General features: G+C 72.2%; 17 protein-coding genes, 1 pseudogene and 1 riboswitch. Of the genes and pseudogenes, 11 read left to right on the forward strand and 7 right to left on the reverse strand.

The genetic code is table 11. The features are described from left to right. Window positions 1-126 precede the first annotated feature (126 nt). The 4 genes from ACFXKG_RS35760 (at window position 127) to ACFXKG_RS35775 (ending at window position 3,726) form a co-directional block, all read left to right on the forward strand. Window positions 127-804, forward strand: a complete 678-nt coding sequence (locus ACFXKG_RS35760) for a MerR family transcriptional regulator (RefSeq protein ID WP_384848003.1) — start codon at window positions 127-129, stop codon at window positions 802-804. Between the two features lie 53 nt (window positions 805-857). Then, entirely contained in the window at window positions 858-1,331 is a 474-nt protein-coding gene (locus ACFXKG_RS35765; RefSeq protein ID WP_006123076.1) for a bifunctional nuclease family protein, read from the forward strand. Between the two features lie 179 nt (window positions 1,332-1,510). Further along, on the forward strand, window positions 1,511-2,080 hold the full coding sequence (locus tag ACFXKG_RS35770) for a MerR family transcriptional regulator (RefSeq protein WP_384848006.1): 570 nt from the start codon (window positions 1,511-1,513) through the stop codon (window positions 2,078-2,080). A gap of 80 nt (window positions 2,081-2,160) precedes the next feature. Further along, window positions 2,161-3,726, forward strand: coding sequence for a DNA polymerase IV (locus tag ACFXKG_RS35775; RefSeq protein ID WP_384848009.1), 1,566 nt, complete (start codon window positions 2,161-2,163; stop codon window positions 3,724-3,726). On the opposite strand, the gene ACFXKG_RS35780 is transcribed toward ACFXKG_RS35775, so the two are convergent. Continuing rightward, complete coding sequence (locus ACFXKG_RS35780) at window positions 3,621-4,019, reverse strand: PRC-barrel domain-containing protein (RefSeq protein ID WP_384848012.1); 399 nt, start codon at window positions 4,017-4,019, stop codon at window positions 3,621-3,623. The genes ACFXKG_RS35775 and ACFXKG_RS35780 overlap by 106 nt on opposite strands. A 113-nt stretch (window positions 4,020-4,132) precedes the next feature. After that, window positions 4,133-4,230: riboswitch (glycine riboswitch) on the forward strand. Between the two features lie 184 nt (window positions 4,231-4,414). Between ACFXKG_RS35780 and gcvP the strand changes: the two genes are divergently transcribed. After that, window positions 4,415-7,300, forward strand: a complete 2,886-nt coding sequence (gcvP, locus tag ACFXKG_RS35785) for an aminomethyl-transferring glycine dehydrogenase (RefSeq protein WP_384848015.1) — start codon at window positions 4,415-4,417, stop codon at window positions 7,298-7,300. 210 nt (window positions 7,301-7,510) lie between these two features. On the opposite strand, the gene ACFXKG_RS35790 is transcribed toward gcvP, so the two are convergent. Both ACFXKG_RS35790 and ACFXKG_RS35795 read right to left on the reverse strand, forming a co-directional pair. Beyond that, window positions 7,511-7,717 (reverse strand): DUF5999 family protein, encoded by a 207-nt coding sequence (locus tag ACFXKG_RS35790; RefSeq protein WP_365818822.1) that lies wholly within the window; start codon window positions 7,715-7,717, stop codon window positions 7,511-7,513. Between the two features lie 305 nt (window positions 7,718-8,022). Next, on the reverse strand, window positions 8,023-8,688 hold the full coding sequence (locus ACFXKG_RS35795; protein ID WP_384848018.1) for a hypothetical protein: 666 nt from the start codon (window positions 8,686-8,688) through the stop codon (window positions 8,023-8,025). A gap of 520 nt (window positions 8,689-9,208) precedes the next feature. On the opposite strand from ACFXKG_RS35795, the pseudogene ACFXKG_RS35800 reads away from it, so the two are divergent. Beyond that, window positions 9,209-10,711: pseudogene (locus tag ACFXKG_RS35800) on the forward strand (glutamate--cysteine ligase); the annotation flags it as partial. A gap of 273 nt (window positions 10,712-10,984) precedes the next feature. Here ACFXKG_RS35800 and ACFXKG_RS35805 read toward each other — a convergent pair. Further along, window positions 10,985-12,898: a substrate-binding domain-containing protein gene (locus tag ACFXKG_RS35805; protein WP_384848021.1), complete on the reverse strand. Its 1,914-nt coding sequence runs from the start codon at window positions 12,896-12,898 to the stop codon at window positions 10,985-10,987. 194 nt (window positions 12,899-13,092) lie between these two features. On the opposite strand from ACFXKG_RS35805, the gene ACFXKG_RS35810 reads away from it, so the two are divergent. Next, complete coding sequence (locus tag ACFXKG_RS35810) at window positions 13,093-13,893, forward strand: CPBP family intramembrane glutamic endopeptidase (RefSeq protein ID WP_382899085.1); 801 nt, start codon at window positions 13,093-13,095, stop codon at window positions 13,891-13,893. A gap of 100 nt (window positions 13,894-13,993) precedes the next feature. Here ACFXKG_RS35810 and ACFXKG_RS35815 read toward each other — a convergent pair whose 3' ends face one another. Together ACFXKG_RS35815 and ACFXKG_RS35820 are read right to left on the reverse strand one after the other, a co-directional pair. Beyond that, window positions 13,994-14,815 (reverse strand): PhzF family phenazine biosynthesis protein, encoded by an 822-nt coding sequence (locus tag ACFXKG_RS35815; protein WP_384848024.1) that lies wholly within the window; start codon window positions 14,813-14,815, stop codon window positions 13,994-13,996. Between the two features lie 266 nt (window positions 14,816-15,081). Beyond that, window positions 15,082-15,645, reverse strand: a complete 564-nt coding sequence (locus ACFXKG_RS35820; RefSeq protein ID WP_384848027.1) for a DinB family protein — start codon at window positions 15,643-15,645, stop codon at window positions 15,082-15,084. Window positions 15,646-15,890: 245 nt separating this feature from the next. Here ACFXKG_RS35820 and ACFXKG_RS35825 point away from each other — a divergent pair, with 245 nt between their 5' ends. From ACFXKG_RS35825 to ACFXKG_RS35835, 3 genes are all read left to right on the forward strand, one after another. After that, window positions 15,891-16,496 (forward strand): PadR family transcriptional regulator, encoded by a 606-nt coding sequence (locus tag ACFXKG_RS35825; RefSeq protein ID WP_384848030.1) that lies wholly within the window; start codon window positions 15,891-15,893, stop codon window positions 16,494-16,496. 266 nt (window positions 16,497-16,762) lie between these two features. Beyond that, the gene (locus tag ACFXKG_RS35830; RefSeq protein ID WP_384848033.1) at window positions 16,763-17,314 is read left to right on the forward strand and encodes a Clp protease N-terminal domain-containing protein; all 552 of its coding nucleotides are present in this window, start codon (window positions 16,763-16,765) and stop codon (window positions 17,312-17,314) included. Window positions 17,315-17,396: 82 nt separating this feature from the next. After that, complete coding sequence (locus ACFXKG_RS35835) at window positions 17,397-18,407, forward strand: DMT family transporter (protein WP_384848036.1); 1,011 nt, start codon at window positions 17,397-17,399, stop codon at window positions 18,405-18,407. Here the strand turns inward: ACFXKG_RS35835 and ACFXKG_RS35840 are convergent. Further along, the gene (locus ACFXKG_RS35840) at window positions 18,389-19,177 is read right to left on the reverse strand and encodes a pyridoxamine 5'-phosphate oxidase family protein (protein WP_384848039.1); all 789 of its coding nucleotides are present in this window, start codon (window positions 19,175-19,177) and stop codon (window positions 18,389-18,391) included. The genes ACFXKG_RS35835 and ACFXKG_RS35840 overlap by 19 nt on opposite strands. 36 nt (window positions 19,178-19,213) lie before the next feature. Here ACFXKG_RS35840 and ACFXKG_RS35845 point away from each other — a divergent pair. After that, window positions 19,214-20,568: aminotransferase class I/II-fold pyridoxal phosphate-dependent enzyme (locus ACFXKG_RS35845; RefSeq protein ID WP_384848042.1), on the forward strand; the 1,355-nt coding region annotated here is incomplete at its 3' end.

Consider the following 20,568-nt stretch of genomic DNA (forward strand, 5'->3'; position numbering starts at 1 on the left):
CTTAATGCCCGGTTTTGTCTCGTCCGGGAGCCGGGGGGGGTTGAACCAGCCCCGTGCGTAGGGCCCGCCCCCCCACCCCGGGGGGGGGGGGCCGCCCCCGCCCCCCCCCCCTCCGGCACCGCGCTGATGAGTATCGGCGCGGTCCTGGGCAGGCTGCGGGACGAGTTTCCCGAGGTCTCCATCTCCAAGATCCGGTTTCTGGAGGCCGAGGGGCTCGTCGAGCCCTGCCGGACCCCCTCCGGGTACCGGAAATTCAGTGCGGAGGACGTCGAGCGGCTCGCTCGTGTCCTGCGGATGCAGCGGGACCACTATCTGCCGCTGAAAGTGATCAAGGGGCACCTGGACGCGCTGGAGCGCGGCGAGGATGTCCCTCTTCCCGGCTCTCGGCGGGCCCTGCCGGGCCCGCGGAGCGACGCGGAGTCCGGTCTTCCGGCCGCGGCGCGGATCGGCCGTGAGGAGCTGCTGGCGGCGGCCGGGGCCGACGCGGGCGCTCTCGCCGAGTGGGAGGCGTACGGCCTGGTCGCCCCGACATCGGACGGCGGGTACGGCGCGGAGTCGGTGACGGTCGCGAAACTCGTCTCGGATCTGGGCAGATTCGGCCTGGAGCCCCGGCACCTGCGCGCCATGAAGGCGGCGGCCGAGCGGGACGCCGGACTGGTCGAGCAGGTCGTGGCCCCGCTGCGGCTGCACCGTAATCCGCAGACCAGGGCCCATGCCGAGGCGACCACGCGGGAGCTGTCGGCACTCTGCGTGGAGCTTCACGCGGCCCTGCTCCGTACGGCTCTCGGGACGGATCCGCACTGATCATGGGGGAGTCCGACTACCCAAACCTGCCGGGCACGTCCTAGGGTTGCTGTGTGAACGAGCTCGACGTTGTGGGTGTCCGGGTGGAAATGCCCTCCAACCAACCGATCGTGCTCCTGCGTGAAGTGGGAGGCGACCGGTACCTCCCCATTTGGATCGGACCGGGGGAGGCGACCGCCATTGCCTTCGCCCAGCAGGGCATGGCCCCGGCCCGGCCGCTGACCCATGATCTCTTCAAGGACGTGCTGGAAGCGGTGGGCCAGGAGCTCACCGAAGTCCGGATCACGGACCTGCGTGAAGGGGTCTTCTACGCGGAGCTGGTCTTCGCGAGCGGGGTCGAGGTGAGCGCGAGGCCGAGCGATGCCATAGCGCTCGCTCTGCGCACGGGTACGCCGATCTACGGCAGTGACGGGGTTCTGGACGATGCCGGCATCGCCATCCCGGACGAGCAGGAGGACGAGGTGGAGAAGTTCCGCGAGTTCCTCGACCAGATCTCTCCGGAGGACTTCGGGACCAACAGCCAGTGAGCGGCGGGTGAGCGCTGTACCGGGCTCCGTCAGCGCATTCGGTGAGCTTTTCCCCGAAAAGGGACACGGGAAACCACTCTCAGGGTGATTATCACTCGGCGTGGCGAGTGTGGCGATCGTTGACGCACCCCGGGTGACTGCCTACCTTCGACAGGGCAGGTCAAGGACGGAGGGTCGGCGTGAGAAGCAGCGGCGACGGTACGGCGGCGGGCGGTCCGTATCCGCTTCACAGCAGGGCGCCCGGCCTCGGAGCGGACACGGTCGGATACCGGGGGCCGACGGCGTGCGCGGCGGCGGGTATCACGTACCGCCAGTTGGACTACTGGGCACGTACGGGGCTGGTCGAACCGAGTGTGCGGCCGGCGTACGGGTCGGGCACGCAGCGGCTCTACAGCTTCCGGGACGTGGTCGTCCTCAAGATCGTGAAGCGGTTCCTGGACACCGGGGTCGCGCTCCAGAACATCCGGGCGGCGGTCCAGCACCTGCGGGACCGGGGCTTCCGGGATCTGGACCGCATGACGCTGATGAGCGACGGCGCGACGGTGTACGAGTGCTCCTCGCCCGACGAGGTGGTGAGCCTGCTCCAGGGGGGCCAGGGCATCTTCGGGATCGCGGTCGGGGTGGTGTGGCGTGACGTCGAGGCGGCGCTCTCCCAGCTCCACGGGGAGCGGATCGACACCGGCGAGACGCTGATCGGGAACAACCCCGCCGACGAGCTGGCGCGCAGGCGCCGCGACCGGGCCGTCTGAGCGGCCCCGTCCCGCGGAACGGGTGGCCGGGCGGCTGCGTCCCGGGCCGATTGTCAGTGGCGTGAGGCAGCATCGGTGGTGTGAGAACCGCGCCGACCGTGCTGCATCTGGACATGGATGCCTTCTTCGCCGCCGCAGAGCAGGCGGCGAAGCCCAGTCTGCGTGGAAAACCGGTGGTCGTCGGGGGTCTGGGGCCGCGTGGTGTGGTCTCGACGGCCTCGTACGAGGCACGGCGGTTCGGGGTGCACTCCGCGATGCCGATGGCCCAGGCGCGGCGCCTCGCGCCGAACGCGGCGTATCTCGTGCCGCGCTTCACGCTCTACCGCACGGTCAGCGAGCAGGTGATGGAGCTGCTGGGCAGGCTCTCGCCGCTGGTGGAGCCGCTCAGCCTGGACGAGGCGTTCGTGGACCTGGAGGCGGGCGGCTCGGCCCATGACACGGCCTCGGCGCTGGCCGCGGGGGAGCGGCTGCGCCGGGACATCAGGGCGCGGACCGGGCTGAGCGGCTCGGTGGGGCTCGCCGGGTCCAAGATGCTCGCGAAGATCGGCTCCGAGCAGGCCAAGCCGGACGGGCTGGTCCTGATAGAGCCCGGCACGGAGCGCGAGCTGCTGGGGCCCATGTCCGTACGGACCCTGCCCGGTGTGGGGCCCGCGACGGGCGAGCATCTGCGGCGGGCCGGCATGACGACGGTCGCCGATCTCGCCGAGGCGGGCGAGGACGAGCTGGTACGGCTGCTGGGCAAGGCGCACGGCACCTCGCTGCACCGGATGGCGCTCGGCCAGGACGACCGGCCCGTGGTGTCCGAGCGGGAGGCCAAGTCCGTCTCGGTCGAGGACACCTTCGACACCGATCTCCACGACCGGGTGCGGGTGCGTACGGAGGTGGACCGGCTCGCCGAGCGGTGCGTGCGCAGGCTGCGGGCGTCCGGACACTCCGGGCGGACCGTCGTCCTCAAGGTGCGCAGGTACGACTTCTCCACGCTGACCCGCTCGGAGACGCTCAGAGGCCCCACGGACGACCCGGGAGTGGTGCGCGAGGCGGCCGGGCGCCTCCTGGAGTCCGTGGACACCACGGGCGGCGTACGGCTGCTCGGGGTGGGGGTGACAGGGCTCGCCGACTTCACGCAGGAGGACCTCTTCGCGCAGGCCGCGGCCCGGGAGCGGGCGGCGGAGGAGGAGCCCGGGGCGGCCGCCGGGGGCCACGGCGGCGCGCCCGGCGGGCCGGAGGAGGGGCAGGGCGACGCCGTGGCCGGAGGAGGGGCGGGGCAGGGGCGCTCCCCGGCGGAGGGGGCGGCGGACACGGGGGACGGGCCGCCGTCGCCGGCCGGGGCGTCCGGCCCGGCCGGCGAGCGGCGGTTTCCGGCCGGACACGATGTGCGCCACGCGGAGTTCGGCCCGGGCTGGGTGCAGGGCAGCGGGCTGCGAAGGGTCACCGTACGGTTCGAGGAGCCTGGATCCGCACCGGGGCGGGTGCGGACGTTCTGGGCCGACGACCCCGCGCTGGAACTCTCCGAGCCGCTGCCCCTCGTACCCGGGACCGGTCAGTCGTCGTGGCCCGCCAGCCGCCCGAAGTCACGCTCGTTGTCACGGCCGGAGAGGCCCGCGGGCCCCTCCGGGGGTTCCGGGGACGGCAGGGCGAGACCGTAGTGGTGGTAGAGCTGAAGCTCCTGGTCGGGGGAGAGATGGCGACCGACACCGAAATCGGGGGCGTCCTTGATCAACGCGCGTTCGAAAGGGACTCGCAGCCCCTCCTCGGCCAGGGTGCTGGGGGCGAGGGGGACGAAGGCGTCACGGCTGAAGAGTCCGGTGCGCACGGCGGCCCATTCCGGCGTACCCGTGGCGTCGTCGAGATAGACCTCGTCGACCGTGCCGAACTTACGGCCGTCACGGTCGTACGCCTTGCGTCCTATCAGGCTGCGCGGATCGATATGGGTCTCCACAGTCCCTCCAGCGGGTCGCAACTGCTCCTGAACACTACGAAAGTGCAGAACCGGTGGGACGGCCACTCGAAAGTTGTCCGGAAGACCCCGCTGGTAGGCTGGCAAGCGGCTGCTGACCCCGTGCGGGAGAGTTCTCCGGTGAGCCCACCGGAGGCGCCGAAGGAGCAAATCCTCCCCGGAATCTCTCAGGCCCCCGTACCGCGCGGACGAGGTCACTCTGGAAAGCAGGGCGGGCGCCGTACCGTACGGCATCCGCTCTCACCGACGGTGAAAGCCGGACCGCCGCACGGCGGGCCGGTGAAGCTCTCAGGTCGAGATGACAGAGGGGGAGGCCGTTCAGGGCACCCGAGCCGTGGTGCCCCCGCAGGTCGTGGCAGACCAGGAGGCCTCCGTACATGAACGCCCACCGCACGCCGCTCGCCCAGCTGGAGCGAGGCACCCCCTTCGAGCAGCGTCACATCGGCCCCGACGCGGGGGCGCAGGCGAAGATGCTCGCGCAGGTCGGCTACGGCTCGCTCGACGAGCTGACCGCCGCCGCGGTGCCTGACGCGATCAAGAGCGCGGAGGCCCTCGACCTCCCGGACGCCCGCACCGAGGCCGAGGTCCTCGCCGAGCTGCGCTCCCTCGCCGACCGTAACCAGGTGCTCGCGCCGATGATCGGGCTCGGCTACTACGGCACCTTCACGCCGCCGGTGATCCTCCGCAACGTCATGGAGAACCCGGCCTGGTACACCGCGTACACGCCGTACCAGCCCGAGATCTCCCAGGGCCGGCTGGAGGCCCTGCTCAACTTCCAGACCGTCGTGGCCGAGCTGACGGGGCTGCCGACCTCCGGCGCCTCCCTGCTGGACGAGTCCACGGCCGCCGCCGAGGCCATGGCGCTCTCCCGCCGCGTCGGCAAGGTCAAGGGCGGGGTCTTCCTCGTGGACGCCGACACGCTGCCGCAGACGATCGAGGTGATCCGCACCCGCGCCGAGCCGACCGGTGTCGAGGTTGTCGTCACCGACCTCGGTGAGGGCATTCCCGCCGAGGCCGCCGAGCGCGGCGTCTTCGGGGTGCTGCTCCAGTACCCGGGCGCCTCCGGGGCCGTACGGGACATCAGGGCCGTGGTCGAGCGGGCGCACGACCTCGGCGCGGTCGTCACCGTCGCCGCCGATCTCCTCGCGCTCACACTCCTCACCCCGCCCGGTGAGCTGGGCGCCGACATCGCGGTCGGCACCACCCAGCGCTTCGGCGTCCCCATGGGCTTCGGCGGACCGCACGCCGGCTTCATGGCCGTACGCGAGAAGTTCGCGCGCAGCCTGCCGGGACGGCTCGTCGGGGTCTCCGTGGACGCCGACGGCAACAAGGCGTACCGGCTCGCGCTCCAGACCCGCGAGCAGCACATCCGCCGCGAGAAGGCCACCAGCAACATCTGCACCGCACAGGTGCTCCTCGCCGTCATGGCCGGGATGTACGCGGTCCACCACGGCCCCGACGGGCTGCGCGCCATCGCGCGGCGCACCCACCGATACGCGGCGGTGCTCGCCGCGGGACTGCGGGCCGGCGGGGTGGAGACCGTGCACGACACGTACTTCGACACGCTCACGCTCCGCGTGCCCGGCCGCGCCGCCGAGATCGTCGCCGCCGCGCGGGAGGGCGGTGTCAACCTCCACCAGGCCGACGCCGATCACGTCTCCGTGGCCTGCGACGAGACCACCGGCCGCGCCCAGCTCGCCGCCGTGTGGACGGCCTTCGGCGTCCAGGGCGACATCGAGGCGCTGGACGAGGCCACCGACGACGCGCTCCCCGGCCAACTGCTGCGCACCGACGACTATCTGACGCACCCGGTCTTCCATCAGCACCGCTCCGAGACCGCGATGCTGCGCTACCTGCGCCGGCTCGCCGACCGTGACTACGCGCTGGACCGCGGCATGATCCCGCTCGGCTCCTGCACGATGAAGCTGAATGCGACCACCGAGATGGAGCCGGTCACCTGGCCCGAGTTCGGTGCGCTGCACCCCTTCGCCCCGGCCGAGCAGGCCCAGGGCTATCTGACGCTGATCCGCGAGCTGGAGGAGCGGCTCGCCGAGGTCACCGGGTACGACGCGGTCTCCCTCCAGCCCAACGCCGGTTCGCAGGGCGAGCTGGCCGGACTGCTCGCCGTCCGGGCGTACCACCGGGCCAACGGGGAGACCGGGCGCACCGTCTGCCTCATCCCGTCCTCCGCGCACGGCACGAACGCGGCGAGCGCGGTCATGGCCGGGATGCGGGTCGTCGTCGTCAAGACGCGCGAGGACGGCGACGTCGACGTCGAGGACCTGCGGGCCAAGATCGAGCAGTACGGTGCGGAGCTGGCCGTCCTGATGGTCACCTACCCGTCCACGCACGGGGTGTTCGAGGAGCACATCGGCGACATCTGCGCGGCGGTGCACGACGCGGGCGGACAGGTGTACGTCGACGGCGCCAACCTGAACGCCCTGGTCGGACTGGCGAAGCCGGGCCGGTTCGGCTCCGACGTCTCGCACCTGAATCTGCACAAGACCTTCTGCATCCCGCACGGCGGCGGCGGCCCCGGCGTCGGTCCCGTCGGCGTCCGGGCCCATCTCGCCCCGTACCTGCCCAACCACCCGCTCCAGCCGGCCGCCGGGCCCGAGACGGGCGTCGGGCCGATCTCCGCGGCACCGTGGGGCTCGGCGGGCATCCTGCCGATCTCCTGGGCGTACGTACGGCTGATGGGCGGCGAGGGCCTCAAGCGCGCGACGCAGGTCGCCGTGCTGGCCGCCAACTACATCGCCAAGCGCCTGGAGCCGCACTACCCGGTGCTCTACACCGGTCCGAACGGGCTGGTGGCGCACGAGTGCATCGTGGATCTGCGGCCGCTCACCAAGGCCACCGGTGTCAGCGTCGACGACATCGCGAAGCGGCTGATCGACTACGGCTTCCACGCGCCGACCATGTCGTTCCCCGTGGCGGGCACGCTGATGATCGAGCCCACGGAGAGCGAGGATCTGCAGGAGATCGACCGCTTCTGCGAGGCGATGATCGCGATCCGTGCGGAGATCGAGCGGGTCGCGTCGGGCGAGTGGCCCGCGGACGACAATCCGCTGCGCCACGCCCCGCACACGGCCGCGGCGCTGGGCGGGGAGTGGGAACACGCCTACAGCCGGGCCGAGGCGGTCTTCCCGGCCGGGGTCTCGGCCGCGGACAAGTACTGGCCGCCGGTCCGCCGGATCGACGGCGCGTTCGGTGACCGTAACCTGGTCTGCTCCTGCCCGCCGGTGGACGCGTACGACAACTGACGCGTAGGCAACGGACGCGTGGGCAATTGACGCGTAGGCAATTGACGCGGACGTCCGCTGACGGGGGCGACCGTTGACGTAAGGGCGTTCGCGGTCATACGTCGGGGCCGGTGCGGAGTGATCTCCGGGCCGGCCCCCGTTCTTCTGTTCGTTCCCCTGCGGGCAGCCGGGCGTCGTGCGGGCCGCGGGCTGCCGGGTGGTGCCGCGTGCTCAGGCCGCCGTCGCGACCTGTTCCGTGCGCAGCGGCCGGTGCGGAGCGATGATCTGTCCGTCGGGCAGCAGCTCTCCGGTGTCCTCGAAGAGCAGCACGCCGTTGCACAGCAGGCTCCAGCCCTGCTCCGGGTGGTGCGCGATCAGCCGTGCCGCGTCACGGTCGGCGGAGTCGGCTGTCGGACAGGCTGGCTGATGCTGGCACATGGGTGGATTCTTTCGCTGAGTCGTCGTGAGTGTCCTGCGGCTCGATGTGTTCATGGCCGCTCCCCCGTATCTCTGGTCCAGTCCTAGTGTTGCCCCGCGGACGGCGATCCGCAGGTATTTCGCGGCAGTGCTTCCTTCTGCTTAAGGACGTCTCACCCACGCGGACGGTTCAGCTGAATTGGGCTGTCCTTTCGGGTGGTTCGAGGTGGCCCGGGAGGACTACGCCGGATGGGCAGCGAAGTGCACCGGGCAGCGAAGTGCCCCGCGGCCGGCGGGGCCGCGGGGCACGGGCGCGGGACGCGCGATCAGGCCGGGGTACGGAGCAGCGGAGGCGCCGGGGCCGCCGCAGGAGCGGGGGCGAGCGGCGGGGCCGGGGTGAGCCGCAGCCCGATCACCGGCAGCAACTCGGCGACCCGGTGCGGGCGGTGCGCCGCGATGCCCGGCGGCGCGGGCGCGAGCGGTACGAGGATGTCGGTGGGCGCGGGCGCACCGGCTCCGGGGTCGGCCTCCGTGTCCCCGTGCAGCCAGAGCGTGAGCATGTACAGCTCGGGCACGGAGAGCAGCCGGGGCTGGTAGGCCGTCGTGAGGCTCTCGGCCTGGCGCAGCGCCCGCTCGGTGGAGGGCAGGTACGGGCCCTCGAAGAAGCGGGAGAAGGTCCAGCCGTCCGCGGTGAGCATCGTGTCGGCGGCGGCCACGGAGCGGTCGCCGCTGCGGATCAGGAAGCGCCAGCCGGTCAGCCTGGTCCGTGGCGTACCGCTGCCCGGTGCGGTGGTCCGGTCCTCCTGGGTGACGTGGTCGAGAACGCCGGGACCGCCGAGAGTATGGACGGGAAGCGGGAGTTCGGGGCTCAGCGGTCCCTGGACGGACTGCAGAGCGGGGGTGCGGGCATCGCGCACGGCGGTGGGGGAACCGAGTGCCGCGAGAACGCTGCGCAGGGCGGGCGCCGGGGCCGGGGGTACATGCAGCGGCATGGTGGGTTGCCTCTCATTCAGGAGACAGGGTGACGCGTGAAATGGAGCGTGGGCGGGTGCGGACATCGCTGTCGGCATGCGGGGTCAGAGGTGGGGCACCGGGCCGTGGGGCCGGGCGCCGACTCTCTGCCTCGTGGGCAGAGTTTATACGACGCGTGTTCACGCCATGTTTCCGCTAGCTGTGCTGGATATTGCGGGCAAGGCACTATTAAGTCCTTCTCCCGCGCGATTTCTGTTGATAAATAGTGAAGGGAGGGCGTCTGGCCTGGGATGATTCGCCGGATGGGGTCGGCTGAAAATGGTCGGCGATTTCGGCGCCCGTTCGGGCAGCGGAAACGAAAATCCACTCCCTGTCACCCTGCCATGCCGAGGGAATGTGCCGGATGCCTCGGCGGCCGGACACCACCCTACCGGGCGCCGGGGGCGGACGGGGGCGTTACGGATCACTCTGTGTGGGCATTATCGATCGTGACGCGAGCGGCCCCAGCCGCCGGGCGCCCAGTCGAGGAGGGACACTTCGATGGGGGAGAAGGTCGAAGCGGGCGGTTCCGACCTGTCCGATCGGCAGAAATACCGCAGGAAGCTCCAGCAGTGCCTGACGGTGCTGGAGCGGCTCCTGGCGGAGGAGCGGTTCGACCGGCCCAAGAATCTGATGGGCCTGGAGATCGAGCTGAATCTGGCGGGCTCCGACGGGATGCCCCGCATGATGAATGCGGAGGTGCTGAAGCGCATCGCGAGCGGTGATTTCCAGACCGAACTCGGAATGTTCAACCTGGAAGTGAACGTGGCTCCGCACCGGCTGGACGGGCGCGTTCTCGATCAGCTCGCCGAGGAACTGCGCACGGGCCTCGGATATGCCCACCGCAAAGCGAGCGAGGTCGACGCGGGGATCGTGATGATCGGAATTCTGCCGACCCTCACACAGCACGACGTGGTCTCCGCGAACCTTTCCGACGTGGACCGCTACACACTTCTCAACGATCAGATGGTCGCGGCCCGCGGCGAGGATTTCACCCTCGACATCGAGGGCGTGGAACGGCTCACCTGTACGTCGGCCTCGATCACCCCGGAGGCGGCCTGCACCTCCGTACAACTGCATCTCCAGGTCACCCCCGACCGGTTCGCCGACGTGTGGAACGCGGCCCAGTCGGTGGCGTCCGTGCAGGTGGCACTGGGTGCCAATGCGCCGTTCCTGTTCGGCCGGGAGCTGTGGCGCGAATCCCGGCCGCCGCTCTTCGAACAGGCCACCGACACCCGGCCGCCGGAGCTGAAGGCGCAGGGGGTACGCCCCAGGACCTGGTTCGGCGAGCGCTGGATCAGCTCCGCCTACGACCTGTTCGAGGAGAACCTGCGCTACTTCCCCCCGCTGCTGCCGATCTGCGACGACGAGGACCCGATGCGGGTGCTCGACGCGGGCGGCATGCCCGACCTCCAGGAGCTGGCGCTGCACAACGGCACGGTCTACCGCTGGAACCGGCCGGTGTACGAGGTCGCCGACGGCGCCCCGCACCTGCGGGTGGAGAACCGGGTGCTGCCCGCCGGGCCGACGGTCACCGACGTCATCGCGAACGTCGCGTTCTACTACGGGCTCGTGCGGGCGCTCGCCGAGGACGCGCGGCCGGTGTGGCGCCGGCTCCCCTTCGCGGACGCCGCCAGGAACTTCGAGGAGGCGTGCCGCCACGGCATCGACGCGGAGCTGCGCTGGCCGCGCCCGGGCCGGGCCGGCGGGATCACGACCGTACCGGCGGTCAAGCTCGTACGTGACGAACTGCTGCCGCTCGCGGCGGCCGGGCTCGACGCGTGGCAGATCTCGCCGGTGGACCGGGACTTCTACCTCGGGGTCATCGAGGAGCGGTGCAAGCGGCGGGTGAACGGCGCCTCCTGGCAGGTGGAGACCTTCCACCGGGCGCTGGAGGCCGGCCTGGAGCGGGACGCGGCGCTCGCGGCGACGACCCGCCGCTACTGCGAGCTGATGCACCAAGGGGAGCCGGTGCACACCTGGCCGACGGGGTTCCCCGCGCCCTCCGGCGTGCGGCGGCCGGGCCCGGGGCGGCCCGGCCGGGGACCGGCCGACCCCGGCGACTGTGACGCGGGGCCGTTCGGCAGCGGGAGGGGGTGACCCGGCCGGGCCCGGCGGAGAGGAGGAACGGAGAGGGGGGTGAGGGCCCGGCCCGCCGTCCGGCGGCGTGCCGGGTCAGGGGCGGGCCGGGTCGGTGGCCGGCCGTGGTGGTCGGGACCGGTCGCGTCGGTGGCCGGCCGTGGTGGCCGGGACCGGTAAGGGCGGGGCCCTGCCCGGTCAGGGGCGGGCCGCTGTGGTGTCGGCGGTGGCGTCCGCCGCGGACTCGCTCGCCGACAGCATGATCGCCCGCAGGATCACGGACTGGATGTCGGCCGGGTCACTCACCTCGTACGCGGCGCCGCCGGTGGCCCGGGCGATCGCGTCGAGTTCCTTGCGGTCCGCGTCGGGCCCCACCGCGACGCCGATCAGCGGCACGGGGCGCTCGGGGTCCGCGAGTTTCTTGAGCTGTTCGACGAGGTCGCCGCGCGAAACGCTGTCGTCGTCCTTGTTGGAACCGTCCGTGAGGATGATGAGCGCGTTGAACTTCCCGGGCACATAACTCGCCCGTGCCTCCCGGTAGGAGGCGAGCGCCGTGTCGTACAGCCCCGTGTCGCCGTCGGGGACGGGCTTCAGTGCGGTGAACGCGTCGGAGAGCCGCTCGCGGTGGGTGCTGCCGCCCTTCGCGGGCTCACCGAGCCGCGCCGTCTCCTCCAGCTTGCGGTAGTCCTTGGCGCCGTCCAGCCGGGTGCTGAACTCCCACAGGCCGAGCTCGTCCTCGGCGGTGAACTGGGCGAGGACCCGCAGCAGCGACGCCTTGGTGACATCCATCCGGCTCTGGCCGCCGCGTCCCGGGACGGACTCCTCCATCGACCCCGAGGCGTCCACGACGGTGGTCAGCCGGGCGCTGCGCACGGACATCGTCCACAGGCCGAGGGCCCGCTCCACGGCCTCCGCGGACGGTGGCCGGGCGTCCTCCCCGGTGTACGGCTGCGGGGAGCGGCCCCCGGCGGTGAGAAGCACGTTGTCGTGGACGGGCGTGTTCGCGACCCGGAAACCGTGTTCCGCCAGGGTGCGGTACGAGCTGTCCTCGCTGAGCAGCGCCATGAACCGCATGGCGGCGCGGCTCTCGTCCGTACTGAGCGCGCTCTGGTTGACCAGGCTGTACGGATAGTCGAGCGCGGGCGCGCCGTCGGTGGGGTAGAAGAGGTCGAGTTTCGCGGAGCCGCCGTTCTCCGAGTTGTGCCGGAACGCGGCCTGTTCGGAGAGGAGCACCGCCTCGTTGCTCCGGGGGTCGGTGAGCCCGGCGCCCGAGTCGTCCCGGGCCAGGCTCTCCAGCACGCGGCTGTCCGACTCCGAGACCCGCTGGGTGAGCAGTCGCGCGGTGGCGGCGGCCCGGGTGCCGCCGGCCCCTTCCTGGCTCCCGGTCTTCGCCTTGCCGTCCGCGTTCTGCTTGCCGTCCGCGCCGCCCTGCCCGGCTCCGGTCTGCCGCCGGTCGCCGCCCTGCCGCTCGGCCTCCAGCCGTTCCGACTCCGCGATGCTGCTGAGCGCGAGCAGCCCGGTGGCGCTGCGCGACGGATCGGCGGCGCCCAGGCGCACGGTGTCGGTGTTGCCGGTCGCCGCGGCCAGCGCGGCCCAGGTGTAGGTCTTCGCGGGCCAGCCCAGCGCCTGCGCCGGCGTCGGCAGCGCGGCCAGCGCCACCGGGGAGAGGGCCACATTGCCCGCCGGGGTCAGGGCGACCCCGTCTCCGGCTCCCTTGGCGCGGTCCACCCAGAGGTCCGAGTCCGGCACCCAGATCTGGTAGTCGGGCGCGAGGAAGCTGGTGGCGAGCGTGTTCGCGACCTCGGCGTTCTCCCGCGCGGTGACCCGGATGTCGATACAGCGGCCGTCGGAGGTGACATGGTCGCGCCGGGCGCGGTCGGCCACGGCGCGCAGGGCGGGGGCGATGTCCGGGGACGCGACGAGATCCAGCCGTACGGGCGTGTTGTCACAGGAGGTCTCCGAGAGGGAGAGCAGGCCGCTGCCCGCCGCGATTCCCGTTCCGGCGGCCACCGACACCACGACCGCCGCGGCGATCGTGACCGTGCGTCGGCGCGGTGACCGGGCCCTGCGCGCTCCCGCCGATCGTGCGTCGGGCAAGCTGTGACGTCCCATGACGGTGACGCCCCTCCTTCGTGAAGGGTGAACAAGGGCTGGAAGAGTGGACGGGCCCGGAGGTGCGGGCCCGGATGCCGGACGCCGGACGGCGCCGGTCTTCCGGCCTGTCGCGAGCGATCTTCGTACCCGCATTCGAGACCCTAGCGGCACCGTGAGAGGCATGAGGCGGGATTACCCAACTGGAGGCTGGTGTGCAGGCGGAGGCGGGGCGGGTGGACGGCTCTTACCCCCAAGAGGCCCTCTCATCGAGGACGTTGAGGTCCGAGACGGTGCTCGTGCTGGCGCTCTCGCTCGGCGCGAGCGCGGTGTCGGCGCTCATCAGTTTCATCGGCTCGCTGACCAGGCCCGAGGCGCTGGGTGACCAGGCGGCCCGGCTCAACGCCTCGGCCGCGCCCGGGCGGCCGTGGCTCGATCTCGCCTGGCAGCTCTTCGGGATCAGCACGGCGCTGGTCCCGGTCGCGCTCGTCGCGCACCTCCTGCTGAGGGAGGGCAGTGGGCTGCGCGACATCGGCTTCGACGGCCGCAGGCCCTGGCAGGACCTGGGGCGCGGCACGCTGGTGGCGGCCGGGATCGGCAGCACCGGGCTGGCGTTCTACCTGGCGATGCAGGCGGCCGGATTCAATCTGACGGTGCAGCCGGAGTCGCTGCCCTCCGTGTGGTGGAAGTTCCCGGTGCTGATCCTGTCGGCGGTGCAGAACTCCGTGGTGGAGGAGGTCATCGTCGTCGGATATCTGCTGCGCAGGCTCGGACAGCTCGGCTGGACGCCGATGGGCGCGCTGGTGGCGAGTTCCGTGCTGCGCGGTTCGTACCACCTGTACCAGGGGATCGGCGGCTTCATCGGCAACATGGTGATGGGCGTGGTGTTCGTTTTGCTCTACCGGCGCTGGGGACGGGTCGGCCCGCTGGTCGCCGCCCACGCGCTGCTGGACATCGGGGCGTTCGTCGGTTACGCGCTGCTGGCGGGCCACGTCTCCTGGCTGCCGACCGTGTGACGGGGAGCCGCGCGCGAGCGTCGCGCGCGGGACGCCGAGGGGCGTGACGGACACCGAGACCGAGGGGCGTGCGGGGAGACCCGTACGCCCCTCGGACGTTTCACGGCGCGCTGTGCAGTTCGCCGTCGATGACCGTGACGGCCCGTCCGGTGAGCAGGGTCCGGTCGCCGCGCAGCGAGGTGCGGACGAGCCCGGTCCGGGCGGAGACCTGGAGCCCGGTCAGCTCCGTACGGTCCAGCCGCGCCGACCAGAACGGGGCGAGCGCGGTGTGCGCGCTGCCGGTCACCGGGTCCTCGTCGATCCCGGCGTTGGGGAAGAAGCCCCGCGAGACGAAGTCGTATCCGCCGTCCGGCTCGTCGGCGGGCGCGGTGACGATCACGCCGCGTCGGGAGAACGCCCTGAGCGCCGCGAAGTCCGGGGTGAGGCTCCGTACGGTCCGCTCGTCGGCCAGCTCCACCAGCAGGTCCCCGATGTGCTCCGAGGTGTCGTGGACGGAGAGCGGATCGGCGCCCAGGGCGGCCGGGACGCCGTCGGGGACGGTGATCGGCGTCAGCGGGGAGGTCGGGAAGTCCAGGGTGAGTGAGCCGTCCTCGTGCGCGGTGGCGCCGAGGATCCCGGGGCGGGCGGCGAAGCGCAGGGCGCCGCTCGCGCGTCCCGTGCTGTGCAGTACGTGAGCCGTGGCCAGGGTGGCATGGCCGCACATGCCCACCTCGGTGACCGGGGTGAACCAGCGCAGCGCCCAGTCGGCGCCGCCGCCGGGCGGCAGGGGGTGGGCGAAGGCGGTCTCCGAGAGGTTCACTTCGGCGGCCACCTGCTGGAGCCAGCCGGCGTCCGGGAATCCGTCGGAGTCGAGGAGCAGCACTCCGGCGGGATTTCCCTTGAAGGGGCGGTCGGTGAAGGCGTCGACGATTCGAATGCGCATGGCGCGAGCCTAGGAGCCGCGTGGACCCGCTGCCCAAGGCCAATTCCGTACCGGTGGACCGAAGAAGTGGACCGAAGAAGTCGCCGGACGGAGCGCCGGACGGAGCGCCGGACGGAGCGCCGGGAGCGCGGCGCTGGCACGCTGACCTGTGCCAGTGATCGCTGATCGATTGCCACTGAAAGATGATCAACGCTGGTTTGTGCCACCGTAGGTTGATCATTCGGTGTACAGGTAGTTTCCGAAGCTTGATCGCCGGTTACCGAAAGTCATATTCGGTGCGGTCCGGCTTCGTCCTGCCGGCGGTGGAGGTCGCGCAGCAGGGAGATCTCGGCGCCGTGATGGATCAGCTCCCTGTTGACGTGCAGGACCCTGTTCTCCATGGGAAACCGCTCGGGACCCACCGTGGGCGGATTGTCCAGGTCGGCGTCCGAGAGCTCGCGGACCCCCGCGTTCCATCTCCCGTACATCTCATCGAGCTGTTCCAGCGCCTCGTCAGCGGTCCCCGCGTAGGCGAATGTCTGGGAGTCGACATCCTGGCCGCCGAAGTACCACCCGACCCGATAGCCCAGGCACGAGACGATGATGTGCGCCAGCCGCCAGGCAATCGTGGTCACCGGCGCCGGCACCGGGGCAAGAGACGCGGAGTCCATCGTCCATTCCCCCGAACCTTCCGGCATCGGTGCGGCCGACGTGCCACGTGGGCGGATGCTCCAGCAGCCGCGCACCGGCTCCCAGAAGTACTCCTTGTCGGTAAGACCGTCCAGCCGTGGCCGCAGGTTCTTGCGCCAGTACCAGTCCAACTGCTCCGCGAGCCGCTCGCTCCTTGTCATTTCCGCACACTACAGACCCGTCGAGCAGAGTGATCGTCGCCGTCTGCGGTCATCCTCCACTGTCACAAACCCCGCAGGCAGTCATCCCTGGCTGGCACAGAAGTCATTCGATCGGCCTTCGCCGGCAATCGATCAACACCCACTGGCACAGGTCATCACGCGACGCCATGACGCCCTTGCCATGCGACAGGTTCCGATATATCGTTGACGCATCGCGACAGATCAACGATGAAGGGAGCGTAGCGATGCGTTCACATGGACACGAGTACGGACCGGGATCCGGTCACTGCGGGCCCGGCCACCCCGGCCGGGGCGACTTCGAGGGGCGGCGCGGGGCCTTCGGGCCGTTCGGCCCGCCGTTCGGCGGTCCCTTCGGCGGGGGCGGCCGGGGGCGCGGCGGAGGTCGGGGGAGGGCACGGCGCGGCGATGTGCGCGCCTCGATCCTGGCGCTGCTGAAGGACCGGCCGATGCACGGTTACGAGATGATCCAGGAGATCGGCGAGCGCAGCGGCGGGGCCTGGCGCCCCAGCCCGGGATCGGTCTACCCGACCCTCCAGCTGCTGGAGGACGAGGGGCTGATCGAGAGTCGGAGCGAGGGCGGCAAGAAGCTGTTCACCCTCACCGAGACCGGTGCGGCCGAGGCGGAGTCGGGGCCCGACGCCCCGTGGGAAGAGGCCGGCCGCGGCATCGACTGGGAGTCGATGAACGAGGTACGGCAGGCCGGATTCGGGCTGATGGAAGCCTTCGGCCAGGTCTGGAAGACCGGCTCTCCCGAGCAGCGGGAGAAGGCCCTGGCGGTCATCAACGAATCGCGCAAGAAGCTCTATCTGATCCTCGCCGACGAGGACTGACCGCCCGCGCGGCCGGTTGCCCGCAGGGCCCCGCGGTGTTCCCGGTGTCCGCCGGGACGCCGCGGGGCCTCGCGCGTGGCGGGGAGGGCCGGGGCGGGAGCGGGTCACGGAAGGGCGCATCGGGGAAGGAACAGGGGAATCTCATCCGCAAGGAGGAGGACTCGTCCCGATGTGCCCACCCTCCGTCGGAGGCGAAGATGCTCCCCGCCGGGGATGCCCCGGGCGCGGGGGACTGATGGGGTGGGAGCGTGCAGAAGCCTTCACCCATGGTGCCGGTATCGCCCGCCCCGGAGCGCGCCGGTGTCACGCCGGTCCGCGCCGCTGCCGAATCCCGGCTCACGGCGGAGCTGGTGTCGGTGCTCTCCGGCGCGCGCCGCAGGGCGCTGCGCGGCGGGGACGCCCAGGTCGACACCGCCCATCTGCTGCACTCCTTGCTGGAGACGGACCCATCGGTACGGGATGTCTTCGGCGGCGATCAACGCGTGGTCCGGGTGCTCGGCTATCTCGTCCAGCGGAGCATCGGCTACGGGCTGCGCTGGCAGGCCACCGTGGAGGACTCCGGGGCCGTCCCGGCGGTGCCCGTGCCGCGTGACGCCGTCGACCGGGCCGTGACCGGCTGGTCCCCGCAGGCGCTCGCCGCGATGGCGGGCGCCCTGGACCGGGCGGCCCGTAACGGCGAGCCGCGGATCGGCGGGCTCGATCTGCTGGCCGCGCTCCTCGCCGACCGGGACTGCCGCGCGGTCGAGGTGCTGGAACGGGCCGGAGCCGACGCCGGAACACTGGAGCGACGGCTGTCCCGCCTCTCCGGCCGGGCGTGAGTACGGGCCCCCGCCGGGCCCCGGTCGTCTCGACAGGTGTCACGCGGGTGACGCTCCTGACGCGAGCTGACATGATGACGCCATGCACGCTTCTCAGGGGAGGAACGTCGGCCTGGCGCTGGCTCTGGGCTCGGCGTTCGCGTTCGGCGGTTCGGGGGTCGCGGCCAAGCCGCTGATCGAAGCGGGGCTCGATCCGCTCCATGTGGTCTGGCTACGGGTCGCGGGCGCCGCACTCATCATGCTCCCGGTGGCCTGGCGCCACCGCGCGCTGGTGCGCCGCAGGCCCGCGCTGCTCGCCGGGTTCGGTCTGCTGGCCGTCGCGGGCGTCCAGGCCTGCTACTTCGCCGCGCTCTCCCGGATCCCCGTCGGTGTCGCGCTGCTCATCGAATACCTCGCCCCCGCGCTCGTCCTGCTCTGGGTCCGCTTCGTCCAGCGCCGGCCGGTCACCCGCGCCGCCGCCGCCGGGGTCGTCCTCGCGGTGGGCGGGCTCGCCTGTGTGGTCGAGGTGTGGGCCGGGCTCGGGTTCGACCCGGTCGGGGTGCTCCTCGCGCTCGGCGCGGCCTGCTGCCAGGTCGGCTACTTCGTCCTGTCCGACCAGGGCAGCGACGGGGTGGACGCCCCCGATCCGCTCGGTGTGATCGCGTACGGGCTGATCGTCGGGGCCGTGGTGCTGACCGCCGTGGCCCGCCCGTGGGGCATGGACTGGGCGATTCTCGGCGGCTCGGTGGACCTCGGCGGCTCGCGGGTCGCGGCCGGGCTGCTGCTCGGCTGGATCGTGCTGATCGCGACCGTGCTCGCGTACGTCACCGGAGTGATCTCGGTACGCAAGCTCTCCCCGCAGGTGGCGGGTGTGGTGGCCTGCCTGGAGGCGGTTGTCGCGACCGTGCTGGCCTGGGTGCTGCTGCGGGAGCATCTCTCCGCCCCGCAGATCCTCGGCGGCGCCGTCGTCCTCGTCGGCGCCTTCATCGCCCAGTCGTCGACACCCAAGGCACCGTCGGGACCGGTCGCCGGCGGCGCGGGCGCCCTGGGCGAGATCCCGGCGGCACAACCGGAGCCGGAGGATCCGGCCCGGTCTCAGAGGGCGGAGAGGTAGCCGGGCACCGCGACGGACGCGTCGAGATCGGCGGCCGGTTCGGGGGTGCCGTAGCCGCGTACGAGAGGGACCACTCCCGTCCAGTGCGGGAGGGTGGCGTCCTCGGGCTCGTCGTTGGGGCCGCCCGTACGGACCTTGGCGGAGACCTCGTCCAGATCGAGCCGGATCACGGCGGTCGCGGCCAGCTCGCGCGCGTTGGCGGGGCGGGAGTCGGCGGCGCGGCCGGGAACGACCTGGTCCACGATCGCGTCGAGTGCCATGCGCCGCTCCTCGGGGTCGGTGACCTGGTGGGCGGTGCCGTGGACCACGACCGAGCGGTAGTTGATCGAGTGGTGGAAGGCGGAGCGCGCCAGCACCAGACCGTCGACATGGGTCACGGTCAGACAGACCGCGAGGCCGGCGTCCGGCGTCCCGGCCGCTTCCGTACCGGGGGCGGAGTCCGTGTGGGTGCTCGTGCCGGTGCTCGTGTCCGCGTCGGCCCCGGCCCGGGCGCCGCGTGCCATGCGCAGCGGGCGTGAGCCCGTCGAGCCGTGCACGTACAGCCGCTCGCCCACCCGGGCGTAGAGCGTCGGCAGCACGACCGGGGCGCCGTCGCGGACGAACCCGAGGTGGCAGAGGTACGCCTCGTCCAGGATCCCGTGCACCAGTCCGTGGTCGTACGAGGCCCGCTCCTTGGAACGGGTGGGGACGGTGCGGGCCGTGGGGTGGTAGGCGGTGGTGGTGCTCCCGATAGGTCGGGCGGCCGGTGCGGTGTCGGTGGTCTCGGGCATTTGCCTTCTCCATTGCACTAGTGCATAGTGTTCTTTGTGCTAGGAGAGTATCGGATTACCGGCCGGGGTGCCGCGGAGATTTCCGCCAGCGTGGAGCGAGGAGTCGGCTCCGGTGAGCTGGCACCGGGCCAACCGCTGCCTCCGATGCGGGAGTTGGCGGCCGAGCTGGGGGTCAATCCCAATACCGTCGCGGCCGCCTACCGCGCCCTGCGCGACCGGGGGGTGATCGAGACGGCCGGCCGCCGTGGGAGCCGGGTGCGGCCCCGTCCGGCGAGCACCGCCCGCGGCTCCATCCGCGTCGAGGCGCCGCCCGGCGTACGGGACATCTCCGAGGGCAACCCCGATACGGCTCTGCTGCCCCCGCTGGGCGACGCGCTCGCCGCCGCCGCGCGCGACCACGCCCGCCGTCCCGGGCTGTACGGACAGGAGCCCGTCGACCCGGAGCTGGCGCGCCTCGCCCGCGCGGGGCTCGACGCGGACGGGGTGCCGCCGGGACCGGTCGCCGTCACCTCCGGCTCGCTGGACGCCATCGAACGCGTCCTGGCCGCGCATCTGCGCCCCGGTGACGCCGTCGCCGTGGAGGACCCCGGCTGGGGCAGTCTGCTGGATCTCGTCCCCGCGCTCGGGCTGCGGCTCGTCCCCGTCGGGGTGGACGACGACGGGCCGCTCCCGGACGGTCTGGACCGGGCGCTGCGGGAGGGCGTCCGCGCGGTCGTCGTCACCTGCCGCGCGCAGAACCCGACCGGCGCCTCGATGGGCGCCGGTCGGGCGGCGGAGCTGCGCGCCCTCCTCGCGGACCGCCCCGAGGTCCTGCTCATCGAGGACGACCACGGCCACAGCATCGTGGACCTGCCGCTCCGTCCGCTGGCCGGGGTCACGGACCGGTGGGCGTTCGTACGGTCGACCGCCAAGGCGTACGGCCCCGATCTGCGGCTCGCGGTGCTCGGCGGGGACGCGCTGACCGTCGACCGGGTCCAGGGACGTCAGCGGCTCGGCCCCGGCTGGGTGAGCAGGCTGCTCCAGCGGACCGTCGTCCACCTGTGGACCTCGGGAGCGGTGGACGTACCGGCCGTCGCGCGCGCCTACGGGGAGCGGCGGGACGGGCTTGTCACGGCGCTGGCGGAACGGGGCGTCGTGGCGCACGGCCGCAGCGGCATGAACGTCTGGGTTCCGGTGGCCGACGAGACCGGCGCGGTGGCACGGCTGCTGCACGCGGGGTGGGCGGTCGCCCCCGGCGCGCGCTTCAGGACCGCGGCGCCCCGAGGCGTACGGCTGACGGTGTCGGCCCTCACGGCCGACGACATCGGGCCGCGGGCCCAGCGGGGGGGCGCGGGCAACGGGCCCCGCCCCCCCCCCCCGGTAGGCGAGGAGGCCCCGGCGACGGCCCCGCC

This window comes from Streptomyces sp. NPDC059255 (assembly GCF_042752355.1).
In the GTDB taxonomy this organism is placed as follows: domain Bacteria; phylum Actinomycetota; class Actinomycetes; order Streptomycetales; family Streptomycetaceae; genus Streptomyces.